This is a genomic window from Thalassoglobus polymorphus (assembly GCF_007744255.1).
GTDB classification, from domain to species: Bacteria; Planctomycetota; Planctomycetia; order Planctomycetales; family Planctomycetaceae; genus Thalassoglobus; species Thalassoglobus polymorphus.
This window is the reverse complement of sequence record NZ_CP036267.1, coordinates 4,306,964-4,322,472: the sequence shown is the minus strand read 5'-3', so window position 1 is coordinate 4,322,472 and position 15,509 is coordinate 4,306,964. Positions and strand designations below refer to the sequence as shown.

The 15,509-nt window shown below is 49.6% G+C and carries 10 protein-coding genes and 1 tRNA gene; 5 read left to right on the top strand and 6 right to left on the bottom strand.

The window, feature by feature from the left end:
• Window positions 1-584: 584 nt before the first annotated feature.
• The 5 genes from Mal48_RS15575 to Mal48_RS15555 all read right to left on the bottom strand — a co-directional run bounded on the left by Mal48_RS15575 (window position 585) and on the right by Mal48_RS15555 (window position 4,175).
• Window positions 585-1,553: a toprim domain-containing protein gene (locus Mal48_RS15575; RefSeq protein ID WP_145201451.1), complete on the bottom strand. Its 969-nt coding sequence runs from the start codon at window positions 1,551-1,553 to the stop codon at window positions 585-587.
• A 75-nt stretch (window positions 1,554-1,628) separates the two neighbouring features.
• On the bottom strand, window positions 1,629-1,913 hold the full coding sequence (locus Mal48_RS15570; protein WP_145201448.1) for a DUF1580 domain-containing protein: 285 nt from the start codon (window positions 1,911-1,913) through the stop codon (window positions 1,629-1,631).
• Window positions 1,914-2,018: 105 nt separating this feature from the next.
• Window positions 2,019-2,798 (bottom strand): hypothetical protein, encoded by a 780-nt coding sequence (locus Mal48_RS15565; protein ID WP_145201445.1) that lies wholly within the window; start codon window positions 2,796-2,798, stop codon window positions 2,019-2,021.
• 117 nt (window positions 2,799-2,915) lie between these two features.
• Entirely contained in the window at window positions 2,916-3,980 is a 1,065-nt protein-coding gene (locus Mal48_RS15560; protein ID WP_145201442.1) for a tyrosine-type recombinase/integrase, read from the bottom strand.
• A 124-nt stretch (window positions 3,981-4,104) separates the two neighbouring features.
• A tRNA-Gln gene (locus Mal48_RS15555) sits at window positions 4,105-4,175 on the bottom strand.
• Between the two features lie 357 nt (window positions 4,176-4,532).
• On the opposite strand from Mal48_RS15555, the gene Mal48_RS15550 reads away from it, so the two are divergent.
• Both Mal48_RS15550 and Mal48_RS15545 read left to right on the top strand, forming a co-directional pair.
• Window positions 4,533-8,267, top strand: coding sequence for a family 16 glycoside hydrolase (locus tag Mal48_RS15550; protein ID WP_231739618.1), 3,735 nt, complete (start codon window positions 4,533-4,535; stop codon window positions 8,265-8,267).
• A 333-nt stretch (window positions 8,268-8,600) separates the two neighbouring features.
• Window positions 8,601-9,317, top strand: coding sequence for a zinc ribbon domain-containing protein (locus Mal48_RS15545; protein WP_145201439.1), 717 nt, complete (start codon window positions 8,601-8,603; stop codon window positions 9,315-9,317).
• A 226-nt stretch (window positions 9,318-9,543) separates the two neighbouring features.
• On the opposite strand, the gene Mal48_RS15540 is transcribed toward Mal48_RS15545, so the two are convergent.
• Window positions 9,544-10,344 carry a hypothetical protein gene (locus Mal48_RS15540; RefSeq protein ID WP_145201436.1) on the bottom strand — a complete coding sequence of 267 codons (801 nt, stop codon included), beginning with the start codon at window positions 10,342-10,344 and terminating at the stop codon, window positions 9,544-9,546.
• An 852-nt stretch (window positions 10,345-11,196) separates the two neighbouring features.
• Between Mal48_RS15540 and Mal48_RS15535 the strand changes: the two genes are divergently transcribed.
• The 3 genes from Mal48_RS15535 (at window position 11,197) to Mal48_RS15525 (ending at window position 15,502) form a co-directional block, all read left to right on the top strand.
• Complete coding sequence (locus tag Mal48_RS15535) at window positions 11,197-12,699, top strand: hypothetical protein (RefSeq protein ID WP_145201433.1); 1,503 nt, start codon at window positions 11,197-11,199, stop codon at window positions 12,697-12,699.
• Between the two features lie 477 nt (window positions 12,700-13,176).
• Window positions 13,177-13,542 (top strand): DNA polymerase ligase N-terminal domain-containing protein, encoded by a 366-nt coding sequence (locus Mal48_RS15530; protein ID WP_145201430.1) that lies wholly within the window; start codon window positions 13,177-13,179, stop codon window positions 13,540-13,542.
• Between the two features lie 304 nt (window positions 13,543-13,846).
• Window positions 13,847-15,502: a DUF1549 and DUF1553 domain-containing protein gene (locus Mal48_RS15525; protein ID WP_145201427.1), complete on the top strand. Its 1,656-nt coding sequence runs from the start codon at window positions 13,847-13,849 to the stop codon at window positions 15,500-15,502.
• Window positions 15,503-15,509: the final 7 nt, after the last annotated feature.

Here is a 15,509-nt window from a genome sequence, read left to right as displayed (position 1 = left end):
GAGATTGATTTCATGTGGCGATGGAACGAATGAACCTCGCGTTCTTATCTTCTCGGCCTCGTAGGCTGCCCAGTCGTCGCTGTTCATTGGCTGTTCACTCGCTGTTCACTTTTCACAAACACTATGAATTAAGTCTATTGCCCGTGTGTCATTACGACGTTAAAAGGCTGTTCACTTTTATTGCTATGCGACTTCCAACACGTTGAAACCATTGCCAATCACCACTAACGGTTCTAGGTTCGTTAGTGGTCATATCCCAACCATTGCGCACCGCTGCCATATCCCAGTGACTCTTACCTTATTTAGAAGGTTTCACTGATGAATAAATCAGACTGACGTACGATGTGGTGACGTGTTACCGACTACGAGTTTCCGTAGTGTCACTGGTCCCGGTTGTAGGCTGACAGAGCCGGGATTTGATATTGACGGTAGACCGTGCTTGATGAGTGCGAGTCATCCCCAGACCACATTGCAACACTACAACACCCAATGGCGTAGACTCCCAACCGCCTGGCATCTCTGCCGCTCTTCTGCGGGTCTCTAATTGTGTTGTAGGCTGACTGATTGACATTTCTAAATTGTTCTTATGCTCCCAACTTCTTGAGAGTCGCTTTGAATGTTTCCTTCTCGGTTCGCTCGACCTCTTTAAGTTTCTCCCATTCTTCATGAGGGATGTGTGATTCAATCGCATCACGTAAACGCTGACGGATTGCTGACGATGGAATAGCGTCCAACTCAGCGCACTGGCTGCCATGCTCTTGAATGAAAGCTGCCGCCCTCTTGTCGCCTGGCTTTGTCTTCAATGGCAATAGGTCGAACTCTTCAAAGTCTTCAACATTGACTCCGAGTCTGATCCAATGAACTTCACAGCCCGTTGTATAGCGGTCCAACTTGTCCTTGATGTCTCGTTCTAAATCGAAGCCAGAAGGGTCGAAGTCTCCGAGGAAGTAGCAATAGATCGGCTTATCGACTTTATTCCATGTTGAAGCGATCTCGTGAGCGAATGACAGACTTGAGTAGCCACGGATCGGAGAGAGTGCGACGTCGTATTCTCGCGTGATCGGTGATAGCACACCCGCCATTGCATCCTTTTCGACAATGACATGAATGTAGTCGTCCATCCCTGCCCAGAAATCTTTGCGATAAGACTCGGCAACGACATCGGCGTAATCATCAAGACCAGCCCAGCTACTTGGCTTCTGAGTCGAGCGAACACCATCGACCAACCAAGAGAACGGAACAACACCCTCTTCTCTCAGTCGTGTTGCTATGCGTCCGATCCGCCGATAGTGCTTGTTGTCAGTTGATGGCAACCAGCCCGCCGAGACGACGCGATACATCCAGCCACGTAACGTTGTGGGATGCTCGTCAATGAGCATGTTGACCGCCACCAGTGCCAAGTTGAGATTCCCACCACGAAATCCACAACTCTGAACATTGCGGATAGACTTATCAGTCAGTGTGAGCTCATAACCTGAATCGGCAATCTGTGTTCTTAACGGTTCTAGGTTCGGTAAGGGTTCGCTATTGATATTTTCGGTAGTTGCTGACATGATACTCTCTGGTGATTGCGAGTCGCCCATTCTGAAAAAGCCGTCAGTGAATTACGCATCACTTGGCGGCTTTTTTTATTGAAGAAGTCCGGCTGCCTTGAGCGACTCGTCTGTCGCATCTCCAGAATTGCCAGCTTTTGCCGCTTCGGTTTGTGCTTTCAGGAATGCATTAAACGCTTCCGGCGTCGTCTGCCAGTACCCGCTGTGATAGATCGCTTGCAGCTTAATCGTGCCGCCTCGCAAGCCCCTCTTGCACCAGCGCCATACCGTTGCTGGAGATGGCTTCTTGCCCGTCCGGTTCAACGCGACTGTTGCAACGTGTGCGAGCTGACCATCAAGTAGATTTTCGGCAGTAGACATAAAAAAACTCCAATCGTTGAAAAGGCGTGTTCGCCGTTGTCATGATTGGAGTTTCGCAGAGAGTGGTAACGTTACAGCGTTACATTCTGTAACAAATATTAGCTTTCAAGATATCCCATCCCATTCAATGAGCTTGAGTGTAGAACCATTATCGAGTGTGATTCCGATATTTTTCAATTTATCCTTCAGTCGATTCTTTGCGGCATCAGGTGCTCGACTTCCCATTCCTTTTTCGCCTGAGTATTGCTCAAGCCACGCCTCTCTTGTAGTTCCTCTCTCGCCAGCTTTGAATGCGATCCGGAAGATGTCCCATTGACCATCGGTCTTAAATCGTAACCGCTTTCCATTTCGCACAACCGAACGATCAGCTTCGTCGAGTTTTAAGCCAAGGTAGTTGTTGCAGTCAGAATCATTTTGCTTGGTGAATCGCTGCGAATTGTGACGACGAAGTTTTTCATCGGCAATTAATTTCCCACCAATCTTTTGGAGATCTGCACGCAAATCATCTTTCAGTTGAAACAGCACTTTCAAATATGCTTCGCAGTAGTGATTGTCGGCTGTCCCGGTGTACAGAACAAAAGGTTCATCAAGTTGGAAGCGGGCAATTTCAATTAATGAATGCACGCTTCGGATAGTAGGTTCGCTCTCCAATGACAGACAGTCTCTTGATATGCTATCTAAAGTTTCATTGAAGTCATTGAGCGCCCAATAGAAAACCTCATTCGGCGTCATGCCGAATGTGTCGAATGGTTCCATGCCTGGAAACATCTCGTAAGCGTTATAGAAAACTTCCGGTTCGTTAAGTTGGTGAGCAATTCCTAGTAGTCGATATCCAATTTGTTCGCGAACTGAATAATTATCTGTTGACTCATATTCGTGAGACATCGTACCCCTCGCTTCCCTTGCAAGTAAAAAGACACCGGGGCAGCTCAGCCGCAAGGGTTAAAGATGCTGAGTCGATCTGGGGGATCAATCCCAAACCGGCCCCGGTGTCAGTTCAGCCTATCCTATTTGTTTGGCAATTTCGATTGCCTTCTGAATATCTCGCTCTGCATAGATTTCCGTCGTCGTCTTCTCTGCATGACCAAGGACAACCCGGCTGGCGTCCAGATCCCCAAAGGCCTGATTAATTGAAGTCGCTGCGTTGTGTCGCAATCGTCCTGGAGACCATGATTCAACCTTGGCTTTCCTGCATGCCTTGCTGATGCTGCTGATCATTCCATGAAGAGAATACGGCTGATTCGAGCTATCACTCGGCGTGAAGACATATTGAGCCCCGCTGACAGCGTCTTCCACGAATGGCATGATGACCGCCTGAGCTTTTGGACCAATGCAAATAATGCGTGCCTTTCCTCGCCATTTATTTTTGTGCGAGTTCGGCTTGTAGAGCCAGACTTCACCCTCAGTGTTGATGTCGCCAACTTTCAAGAGTCTGGCTTCTGATGGTCTGGCGCCTGTGAGAATCTGGAATTGAACCATCCGTGACAATGGTTCTGTCAGGTATGGAAGTGTTTTATTGAAATCGTCAATCGGGACCGGCAAGACAGGTTGAGATTCTTTCGCCTTGGACCGTGACCGTTTCAGGCCTTCAACCGTCTGAAGTGCAGCAAACACTGAAACAGGAATCAATTCTTGACTGACTCCCCATTTGAACACCCTTTTAATGCGAGCCAGATTGTTGTTGACCTGCTGACGGACATGGACAGCTGCCAACTCATCGCGAACTTCAATGAGTTTCGATGGCCCAAACTGGTAACACTTCACGTTTCTGAACAACTTGATCAGTGGTCGAAGAGCGTAGCGGTAGTTATTCGCTTCTCCAGTCTGATTTCCGGCATCGTCACGATAGAACTCTTCAGCATGTTCCATGAACGCCAGACAGAGTTCACCTACGGTGGTCGTGAGCTCTTGCGATGAGTCTTTGGCTTTTCGCCACTTCAAGATTTGGCGGTCGTAAGCGTCGTCAGCTTCCTGAGAATTCCACTTGCCGAGGTAGATTCTTTGACCATTTATCTTCACGTAAGCCCGGTCAGATGCTTTGTGGTGACACTTTTTTGGCTGTCTCATGGCATCAATTCCCTTGCAGAGAGGTGACTTGACCCCTCACAAAAGGGTCAAAAGTCGCAAGAGTTATTGCACGCCGAAAAAAGCGGTAGACGTAAGTTTCGTCTCAATAACGGTTTATGAAAAGTTACCCGGCCAAGATTTGAACTTGGACTAACAGTACCAAAAACTGTGGTGCTACCGTTACACTACCGGGTAAGCTTGGACGAAAGATAGTTGGTTGAGAGAATTTTGCAAGACGGGTTTTCGGATTCCTGGGCTACTTTTTCAAGAGACTGCTCAGCAGCCCAATGTTCGCGAAAAAATTGTCCTTTTCGAAATTGTAGTCAAATCGCCAGAGTTTGATGCGATGCAAAGGGCTTGAGAATTTCTCGAATTGCTATTCGCCACGTGGAAGAACGCGTACACCGGTTCGAAAGATGCTCGATCGTGGGCGCGTTGCTGGTGTTGAAATCTGGATTTGCTAGGATCAATGCACGTTTAAGCGTTGAGTGAGTCTCTCTCAGCGAGTTTGCGGAGTCAGTCGAAACATCATATTTCTCGGAGCTGTTGATAATGAAACTGTTTGTGTCTTTATTTTTGGTGTTGGGGCTGGCAATTCCCTCCTTTGCAGAGGATGGATACGAGTCACTTTTCAACGGGAAAGACCTGTCCGGTTGGGACGGGAACCCCGAATTGTGGTCGGTCGAAGATGGTCTCATTACCGGAAAAACCAATGGTCCGGATCACCTCAAGTACAATCAGTTTTTGATCTGGAAAGGTGGGAAAGTAGGCGACTTCGAGCTGAAACTCGACTTTCGTGTTGAAGGAAACAACAACTCTGGCGTCCAATATCGATCGAAGGAACTGCCAAATGTCGGCAAATGGTCAGTGGGCGGATACCAGGCAGACATTCATGGCAAGCCAGAGTACACAGGAATGCTGTACGACGAACAAGGCCGGGGCATCGTTGCTCAGCGTGGGCAGAAAGTCGTCGTCGATAACAACGGCAAGAAAAACGCGACGAAGCTCGATGTTCCTGTCACCCCCATCGACATTACCAAATGGCATGAATTGACAATTCGTTGTGAAGGAAATCGCCTCATCCACAAAATCGATGGGGTGACAACCGTTGAAATCATTGACGATCACGAAGCAGAGCGGGAAATGGAAGGAATCATCGCCTTTCAGGTCCACCGTGGCCCCAAGATGAAAGCTCAGTTCCGCAACATTCGCCTGAAAAAGTTGGGGAAAAACGCAACAAAAGTGAGTGCAAAACCGACTCCGAAGGAGTCGAAAACAGGAAGTGAGAATGCCAAGCCGAAATGGATCTGGCAAAACAAAGGAGAGCAACCGGCCAAGCAGGTTTTCTTCCGCAAAGAGTTCGAAGTAAAAGGATCTGTGGCTGCCGCTCGTCTCTATGCGACCTGCGATGACCAGATGACGATTTTTCTGGACGGGACCAAAGTTGCCGAAGGGGGAGCCTGGAACAGGCCGGTTTTTGCTGATGTCACCAAGCTGATTGAAAAGAAAACTCCGGGTGGAAAGCACGTTCTGACTGTCGAAGGAAAGAATGGAGCCTCCTCCGCTGGACTTGTTGCGTCTCTCAATTTTGAATCGAAGAAGCGGGATGCCTGGTCGATTGTCACTGACGAATCCTGGCAGACGGCGACAAAACCCGCGAAAGGTTGGCGAAATTTAGGTTTCAAAACTCCAAAGCACTGGAAGAACGCCGATGTGGTTGGCCAGATCGGAGGAGCACCATGGAATATCACACTTGAAACCCTGCTCGCAGCCGCGCCATTGAGAGAGCCGGAAGCGACTCCCGAGGACCAGCTGATTGTGGCCAAAGGTTTCAAAACCGAGCTCTTGTATTCTGTCCCGAAAGATGAGGAAGGCTCGTGGGTCAGTATGTGTACTGATCCTAAAGGTCGCTTGATTGTTTGTGATCAGTACGGCGGACTGTTTCGTGTGACACCGCCTGGAATCAATAAGGCCACCGAGTTGGTGATCGAGCCGATCAACGTCGACATTGGAGAGGCTCAAGGCTTGTTGTGGGCATTCGACAGTCTTTATGTCGTGGTCAACAAAGGGAAAAAATATGAGAGTGGCGTTTACCGTGTGAAAGACACAAACAACGACGATCAACTCGACTCGCTGGAAACACTTCGCCAATGGGAAGGGGGCAGCGGTGAACATGGTCCTCACGCAGTCCTGCTGACTCCCGATAAGAAGGGGCTGTATATTGTTGTCGGAAATAAGACAGCTTTGACCGAATTTGCTTCCTCACGCGTTCCTGAGATCTGGGATGAAGACAATATGCTCCCTCGTGCATATGGCAAAGGGTTCATGAAAGGGACCCCTGCCCCGGGTGGTTACATCAGTCGGATTGACCCTGAAGGGAAAGAGTGGGAGCTTGTGACCGCAGGCTTCCGAAATGAATACGATGCCGCATTGAATGCCGATGGCGAACTCTTCACGTACGATGCTGACATGGAATGGGACTTGAACACCCCCTGGTATCGTCCCACTCGTATTTGTCATGTGCTCAGCGGTGTTGATTACGGCTGGCGAAACGGTGGCGGAAAGTTTCCAGAACACTTCGCGGATACGCTTCCACCAGTTGTGAACATCGGACCGGGTTCGCCCACCGGAGTGACGTTCGGTTACGGAGCAAAATTTCCTGCGAAGTATCAGAAGGCGTTGTTCATCTGTGACTGGAGCTACGGGAAAATGTACGCCGTACACATCACCCCTGATGGCTCAACTTACACCGCCGGCATCGAAGAATTTATTACCGGAACTCCACTTCCGCTGACGGACCTCGTTATCAATCCTGTCGATGGAGCAATGTACTTTGCGATTGGCGGACGGCGAGTGCAGTCCGGTCTCTACAAGGTGACCTATACCGGCGAAGAATCGACAGCTCCTGTCGATGCAACAAACAGCGCTGGCAAAGAGTTGCGGGCAATTCGAAAGAAGCTGGAAGATCTGCATGTCGGAGATCATCCCGATGCCGTAGAAAAAGCGTGGCCGTACCTCTCTCATGAGGACCGAGTGATTCGCTACGCAGCTCGGACCGCGATTGAACATCGTCCAGTGAGCGAGTGGAAAGAGAAAGCACTCAATGAAACCAACAATGTTGCGCTTCTTGAAGCTCTCCTCGCATTGGCCCGTACACATGAACGAGCCACAAAAAATCCTGTCGAAGCTTTCGATACACCTGTACCAAACTGGAATGATCCAGCCCCCATCACTGACAAAGAAGCCTCAGCGACTCAAATTCAGGCGTTTGAAGCGTTGGGACGAATTGATGCCGATAGCTTAACGGCTCAGCAAAAACTTCACGCACTTCGAGTGGTCCAACTGCTGCTACTTCGTTTTGGACCTCCTGAGCTCGAATTGCGAGACGCTCTTGTTGAAGAACTGTCACCAGCCTTGCCGTCAGACGGGCAAGAATTCAATTCCCTGCTGCTGGATATTTTAATCTATCTGCAAGACCCGGCAGCCGCCAGGAAAGGGGTCGCTCTACTTGAAAATGCTCCGTCTCAAGAAGAACAAATCAATTATGCGAAGTCGCTTCGCCATCTACAGGCTGGCTGGACTCCGGAACTTCGTGATACGTACTTCAACTGGTTTGTGAGAGCATCTGGGTACAGAGGAGGAGCAAGCTTCGGCCTGTTCGTAAGCAACATCAAAGAAGAGGCACTCACGCACTTGTCGGAAGAAGAGATCGCCCGCTTGAAGCCGATTCTCGACAAGAAACCGGAAGGTCAAGTCAATCCATTTACCGCAGCTCCACGTCCGCATGTACAAGACTGGACGCTTGACGATCTTCTTTCCTCTGTTGAAAACGATTTAACTGGTCGAAACTTTGACCATGGTCGTAAAATGTTCGGAGCAGCGAACTGCTTTTCCTGCCATCGATTCGCAGGTGAAGGAGGAGCACTCGGTCCAGATTTGACCGGGCTCGCTGGACGATTTGATCGAAAGTATATTCTCGAATCGATCATTGATCCGAACAAAGTCATCAGCGACCAATACGCAGCTGTTCAAATCCTGACGGTTGATGGAAAGGTGATCCACGGCCGAATCGTGAATCTGTCAGGCGACGCCTTTCGCATTAACACGAACATGCTCACCCCAGACGCTCTAGTCATTGTCGATCGAAAACAGATCGAAGAAATGGTTCCTTCAAAAACATCGATGATGCCCAAAGGTTCCATCAACACGCTGACTAAAGAGGAGATCCTCGACCTGATGGCCTTCCTCCTCTCACGAGGAGACCGCGAGAGTCCCTACTTCAAATAGATCGACTGAGACTGCAAGGTTTCCGCTGGTGGCTTACTACGCATGAGAGCCTACAGATGACTGACTGCGTGTGGCAGGCTGCGTGTAGTAGACTGCGTGTGACTGATTGCAGACTCAACAAGAAACTTTGATGAAGCGTCTCGCTTCATCTCTGATTGAACTCAACCGCTACGGTTCAAATGATAAACCGTAGCGGTTTTTTGTGTCATCGATTTGAGTCTTCTTGAGATTCCTCCCCTGTAGATATTGCAAGGATCGTCGAATTTGCGAGACTGTAGGAGTCGGCAGGTCCGACATTTGCTCTTTTCTTTATGAATTTGATGGAGTTCGCGCATGCCCCCCGCTGGCAATGATTTTTTACGCCTGCATCAATCGCTACAGGAACTCAAGAAAGTCCAAGACCAACTCGCTCGCGGACCTCGCCAAATTCAAGTCCGCAAAAAGAGAATTGAGACCGCTCAATTCGAGCTTGATGAACTAGAAGAGACCCTGAAATTCACCCGGGCCGAAGCGGACAAAAAGAATCTGGATTTGAAGTCCAAAGAGGCGAGCATTCTGGAGTTGCAACGCAAACTCAATGGAGCCGCTTCCAATCGCGAGTATCAAATCATCACCGGTCAGATTGAGGCCGACACGGCTGCAAAAGCAGTCCTAGAAGATGAAGCGATTGAGTATCTGGACCGTGTCGACGCTATTCAGAAACAAATCGAAGAAAGCAAATCCCGAATCGACGATGCGAGCAACGACGCTGAGCTGTTCACCAAATCATTCGAGGAAAAAGCAGAAGGCCTTCGCGCGAAAGAGGCGACGTTAAAGACGAAAATCACAGAGTCGCGGTCAATCATCCCCAAGGAAGTTCGCGAGCAGTTTCAACGACTGGTCGAAGCTTACGGCCCTGATGCAATGGCAGAGAGTTCAAACGGAGTCTGCAATAACTGCTTCGTCTCTCTCACACCGCAGGCGAAGGTTATGCTCAACAGCGGAAGGACTCTCTTCTGCGGTTCCTGCGGCCGTTTCCTGTACCAGGTCGATCAATTTATAGAGGGTTAATCCTCAGTTACCCAACGACACAAAACGGTAACCAAAGTTCAACAAAGTAACCGAACCCCGTCGTTTCATGCAGGTTCTGTTCTATGAACGCGCGGGGGCATCATCGACGCACAGTCTGCATAACGCGCTGAAGCACTTTTCGTGTTTCTTTCACTCGTGAAGTCATGAAAGTGATCTTCAAGGGCACAATGTAAAGCAAACTGCCGCTAAGGGGATTGCTGAACGACTACTTTTGAATCGGTGGTGCGTAAAGGATTTGTTCAACCGGAGGGATTGAGACTTGTTGAGTTGGAGGCTGCGGCATGGAACTCGGTGAGTAGTATTCGTCCGCAGGAGCCCGGAAGGCACTCGATTCCGGTGGAGCAGGAGCTACTGTGGCTGGGGTCGGTTCAGTCGGCGGAACAAGTGGAGGTGCTGACTGCGGTGCAGGTGATGGCGCGGGGTGTTCATAAGTCGGTGAATAACTTTCTGAGGGGTAACTCTGTGTAGGATAACTCTCAGAGGGGTAGCTGTTGTGATGAGAGTTCTGGCAGTCTGGGCAGTATCCACCAGAGTGTGCTCCATCATAGACAGCTCCGTCAATGACTTGGCCATCGTAATAGCCGTCACCCATGATCATGCCGTCATAATAAGCTGCTTCTCCGCCATTCCATTCATCATAGCCCCACTGGTCACCACTCCATCCATCGTGGTAGCCGGAATCAAATCCCGCTCCATGTCGGCCACGGTTTTTTCGTTGACAGTGTGGACAAGAGTTTGTGTGCCTTGATCCAGAACCTCCCTCCAGTTCGCGATACCAACGCTTCATGTCGCGTTGTTGCTTTCGCTCGGCGAGAGTTGGGCGATGACGCATTCCCTGAGCCCCCAAAGGAACAGGGGGAGCGATGCTGCTATTTCCGATGCACGATCCATACGGATTTCGGGACATACCCGGTCCGTAACTGGGACATGAGTAACAACCGGCACTCACAATGAGCATCAACATGGGGAAAATGCTGCGAAAACGCATTTCATTGCCTTTGGACATCAACTTGGCGCGTTTGAAGGAAGATTCGCACTTGTGAAGGTGCGCTGTCGTTCGTATCGGCCTGCCAGCGTGTTAAACTTTAGCGATTAAGCAGAATTTGACGATTTTGAAGGTCGTGTCTGCTCGGCAATAACGGCAATTCCTGCTGATTCTATTGCATGAATTGTTCGCGTACTGGGGCTCACTTCTGAGCAGTCTTCCGCGACTGGTCACATCAGCGGGATGACGTATTGCATGTTGATTTTGCAGAAGTAAAAATAAAGCCATCTCCTGAAGCGGTCGCATTGGTATCGATTCTCGATGCGAGCAAGCGAAATGAGTGATTCCCAAGCCTGCTGAACCAGGATTCGGAGGGTTTTTGAGAATTGGGAGTTGATGTTCGCCTGAGTGTGCCACACAATAGAAAAAGAAGAGAACCGCAGAATAAGCAGAGATGGCATGACGGTCATCTCGGTTTTTCGGCTTTGATAAAACTTCAGCTTGTGATCGAATTTTCAGGTGATCACACAAACCTCAACATATTGTTGGGGCTGATCAGGCTTCCAGCTGGGAAACTTCCCTCATGGTTGCCTCAATAAAGAGACAGAAATTAGAGACACAAGATAGACAAGTTCACGATGCTGGCTCGACAATGAAGTCGTTCTCAGCGGTATTGGCCGAAAAGCCGATACAATAGTTATTGATACACTTTTCAAACAATGTCTGGCCAGATGCGTTCCAGCATGACGAATCAGACGATTGTTGTGGATTGTTTCGTTCGACCACCCCACGGGTCATGGAGGATTAAGTGGAATCTGCTGAGCGATTCTTCCATTGTCCTCGACAAATGACACGATCCGGAGTCGGCCTACGATGTCGAAAAAGTATTTAAGCCTCGAAGAAGCAGCTAGCCTCCTCAATATTCCAACTTTGGAATTGATGCGTATGAGGGAACTCGGAGAGATCCGTGGGTTCGCTGATCGTGGAAACTGGAAGTTCAAGGTTGATGATGTCGAGGCGCTTGCTCGCACTCGCATGGTCGATTCGAATCCAGAAGTCCCACTCTTGGCTGACGACGACCCGGGCGACGATGTTGGCGAACAGCCGACCATCATCAGTAAAGGGATCGATGAGAGCGACAGTATTCTTGATGATACTGACGATCAACTCGACTTCGCTGACAGTGATAGCGATGTTCGTTTAGTGGGTGGTGCCGACCTGAGTCTTGATGACAGCGACAGCGATGTCAAACTTGTCGGTCTCGACAGCTCTTCCGATTTGCCCACCGATCAAGCGGAGACAGCTCCGGAATTCGATGCGGCGAAAAGTGATAGTGATGTTCGCCTGGCAGCTGACAGTGACAGCGATGTTCGCCTGACGAGTGGTGATAGCGATAGTGACGTCAGTCTGATGGACAGTGAAACAATCACTGCATTCGGGAAAGGTGATGTTCTTGATGACAGTGGAAGCGACAGCGATGTCCAACTTGTCAGCGCCGACGATGATGCTAGTGACGTCACTTTGATGAGTGGCGACGCTCAACAGGCTGTCCCGATCGATTTGAGTGACGACGACCAATCCGTATTGAACGATGAGTCTGGGATTTCACTCGCCGGTGACAGCTCTCTCATGCTGGGCGGCGAGAGCGGAATCTCGCTGGAAGGCCCTACCGATAGCGGGATCGAACTCTCTTCTGACGATGATGATGAAGGGATCACACTCGATTTGGGAGATGACGACAGCGGAATTTCTCTGGAAATGGACGAAAGTGGCATTTCCCTCGAAGCGGACGACGACCAATCTGGAATCTCACTCGAAAACGATGACGAGTACTCTGGAACCATCCCGATGATGGATGCCGTTTCCGACGATAGCGTTCCGGAAACACAATTCGAAATCCCACCACTGGGAGACGATGAAAGCGACGTGTTCAGCATCGCAGGCACCGATGAAACGGGTGTCCTGGACATGTCCGATCTCGAAGACTCCAGCGTTGGTGATGCCGTCTTCGATCTCGATGAGGAAGACGACGTTGATGAGTTCGCTGCTTCGGATGTTTTCGATGAAGATGAAATGGACATCGAAGACGATGCGTTCGACGACGATGATGACTTGGATGTCTTCGACGCGGATGACGATGTTTTCGATGATGACGAAGTCGACCCTGCCTATGGCGGACGCATGGGCGGCGGGATGGCGATGGCAGATGCCGACTGGGGAACAGGAACATTTGTCGGCTTAGCACTCTCCAGTGTCCTGCTACTGGTTTGCGGAGTCGTGATGTTTGACCTGATCGGAAACATGACGACGGCATCCTCACCGAATCCGCTCTCAAGTGCCATTTTGAATGCCCTCGGAGGCCTCTACGGCGGCTAAAATCCTGCACCCGCGATGAATCTGCACTTGCGATGAAAAGTCCTGGCAGGAAGAACGCCAAACTCCACGGGGCAGAGAATCAAACCGCAAAGACCAGTTAAAAATGCGACAAATTGTGACGCATTTTTGAGTGAGCGGCAGACGTACTGACCTGCTCAGCAAACGCCACTGGATGACGCCAAAACAGCATCAACAAACCACAGAACTACGCTGAATCACAAGTAGTCACTGTCTGGACCTTCATTGGTGCAGGCAGTGTTTTTTATTGATTCACTGCGAATTTCCATTTCGAGAGTATTTTCGGTACTCATCGTGCCAGTGAATGCCACTTTCTTAACGTCATGGACTGCTCGACTGCTTCTCACGAGGCCGAAATCGAATGAAAATCCGTTCGAAAAATGCTATCATAGATTGGTTCGCCGCACGATTGACGCGAAATTCGACCGAACGACGTGAGATTTCTTTACTGAAGCTCCTATGAAGGTCTCTGACGAAACCATGCTTCGATACGTCATCCTGACACACACTTGGCCGACGTTCCATTGGGATTTCATGCTCGAATGGGAAGGAAAGCTGCTTTCTTGGCGGATTCTGGAAGAGCCGACGCTCGATACGCCCCTTACAGTGCAGCGGACGCCTGACCATCGGATTGAGTACCTTGATATCACCGGTCCGGTCAGTGGCGGACGTGGCGAAGTTCAGCAATGGGATCACGGCCGTTTGAGCATTCAGTCTCTAAAAGAGGACGAAGTGTGCGGTTTGCTTGAGTCTTTCAAGGATACTGACAACGTCAGCTTCACGATAAAAAATGATATTTTGAAGTTCTCGAAAGAATCTGTTTGAAGGGATTCGCCGTAATCCACTGATTAGAAAGGGTTTACAATTCGAAATGTATGTCGGCGGAGAGTTGTTTTTCCTCTTGGAAGCCTAAAAAGGCAACGAACATTATCCATCCGAATGTGGTTATTAGAGTAGAAGAACGACCAAAGATGCTGCACAATAGAGAGACGACCGATACAGGGATTCCGTTGACAGCAATGAATTCGTTTGCAATTTCACCTGAGTGCAAATTGATTTGAGACTGGATGGCGTCGCATTCTGGTCAGTTGGAATCCACCTTGTTTGAATAGAGATGCGGAGATTTTGAATGTTGCGAACAAGCAGCCCAATCCGATTCGCTGCCGTTGCACTGTCAGTGTTCACAGCACTGGCATCATTAAATGGAGCAGCACAAGCTGACGACGGGTTTACGACCGGTTCGTCCGACCCGCTAATTCAGTTTATCAACCAGCAGATTCGACAGACTTGGGAAGACAATGAAGTCAAACCAAGTCCAGTTGCAGATGACGCGGAATGGATTCGCCGTGTGTACCTCGATATCGTTGGTCGGATTCCAAGTGCAGAAGAAGTCAAAACGTTTCTGGATGATGAAGACAAGGCAAAACGCTCCAAAAAAGTTGATGAGCTGCTCGCTCATCCGGATTATGTTCGCAACTATACCGAAGTCTGGACCAACCTTCTCATCGGTCGAAATACTCCTGACCGAACCAGTCGATCAGGGATGCGGAAGTTTCTGAGGGAAAACTTTGCCCGGAACCGTCCGTGGAATGAAATCGTCTATGAACTCGCCACTGCCGAGGGACACTTCGAAGAAAACGGAGCTGTCAACTTCATTCTTGCTCAGTTGCAAGGCAATGTGAACAGTGAAGACTATCACGTTGAGGCGACAGCCAAGTTCACTCGTATCCTGCTCGGAATGCAGGTGCAATGTACACAATGCCATAACCACCCATTCAATAAGTGGAAACAGAATCAGTTCTGGGAGTTCAACAGTTTCTTCCGCCAGGTTCGAAGAATGGATCATGACAGGTATGACCCTGAAACCGGCGAAGATGTCGACGACTATTCAGAACTTGTTTATCGCCCGTTTGATGGCCCTGTTTATTACGAAATGCGAAACGGTCTGGTGCAGGTCGCCTATCCGAAATACTTCGATGTTGAAGTCGAGCCAAATGCACCTAACCGCCGTGAAGAGCTTGCCAAAGCAATGGCGTATGACGACCCGACTCAAACAGTCGCTCGTGCAATGGTCAACCGAACCTGGTCGCAATTCATGGGGTATGGGTTTACTCGCCCCGTGGACGATATGGGGCCACACAACCAGGCCAGCCACCCGGAACTTCTCGACCGGCTGAGCGATGAGTTCGTGAAAAGTGGCTACGACATCAAGCAGCTCATTAAGTGGATCTGTAATACTGAAGCCTACAACCTGACGAGCAGCTTCAACAAAGACAACGATTTTGACAATCCTTCTGCTGGAGAAGTCCCACTCTTCAGTCACATGTATGTCAAAACCATGAACGCGGAGCAGTTGTACGATTCGCTCCTGATTGCCACAAACGCACATAAAAGCGGAGCCGGAAGCTTCCAGCAAGCTGACCAACAACGTGAACGCTGGTTGCGGGATTTCCTGCGAATTTTTGGTGGGAACGATGAGGATGAGCCGACGCTCTTCAGCGGAAGTATTCCACAGGCTTTGCTGATGATGAATGGTCCGTTAGTCGAGAAGGCGATCAGTGCTGAAAAAGGGAGTTACCTGAATTCAGTTCTCTCAGACCCTCAATACCGATCGGACAACCAACGTATTCAAGCTCTGTTTGTCTCGTCATTAGGACGCTTGCCAACCAAGCACGAGTTATCACGACTTTCAACGGGATTACGGAAATACCGCAATAAGCTCACTGGATACCAGGACTTGTATTGGGCATTGCTCAATTCAAATGAGTTTATCCTGAACCACTAATACTCGT

Coding starts and splice junctions, on each gene's coding strand:
- Mal48_RS15575 (WP_145201451.1), bottom strand. CDS start 1,553: ATGTCAGCAACTACCGAAAATATCAATAGCGAACCCTTACCGAACCTA.
- Mal48_RS15570 (WP_145201448.1), bottom strand. CDS start 1,913: ATGTCTACTGCCGAAAATCTACTTGATGGTCAGCTCGCACACGTTGCA.
- Mal48_RS15565 (WP_145201445.1), bottom strand. CDS start 2,798: ATGTCTCACGAATATGAGTCAACAGATAATTATTCAGTTCGCGAACAA.
- Mal48_RS15560 (WP_145201442.1), bottom strand. CDS start 3,980: ATGAGACAGCCAAAAAAGTGTCACCACAAAGCATCTGACCGGGCTTAC.
- Mal48_RS15550 (WP_231739618.1), top strand. CDS start 4,533: ATGAAACTGTTTGTGTCTTTATTTTTGGTGTTGGGGCTGGCAATTCCC.
- Mal48_RS15545 (WP_145201439.1), top strand. CDS start 8,601: ATGCCCCCCGCTGGCAATGATTTTTTACGCCTGCATCAATCGCTACAG.
- Mal48_RS15540 (WP_145201436.1), bottom strand. CDS start 10,344: ATGTCCAAAGGCAATGAAATGCGTTTTCGCAGCATTTTCCCCATGTTG.
- Mal48_RS15535 (WP_145201433.1), top strand. CDS start 11,197: ATGTCGAAAAAGTATTTAAGCCTCGAAGAAGCAGCTAGCCTCCTCAAT.
- Mal48_RS15530 (WP_145201430.1), top strand. CDS start 13,177: ATGAAGGTCTCTGACGAAACCATGCTTCGATACGTCATCCTGACACAC.
- Mal48_RS15525 (WP_145201427.1), top strand. CDS start 13,847: ATGTTGCGAACAAGCAGCCCAATCCGATTCGCTGCCGTTGCACTGTCA.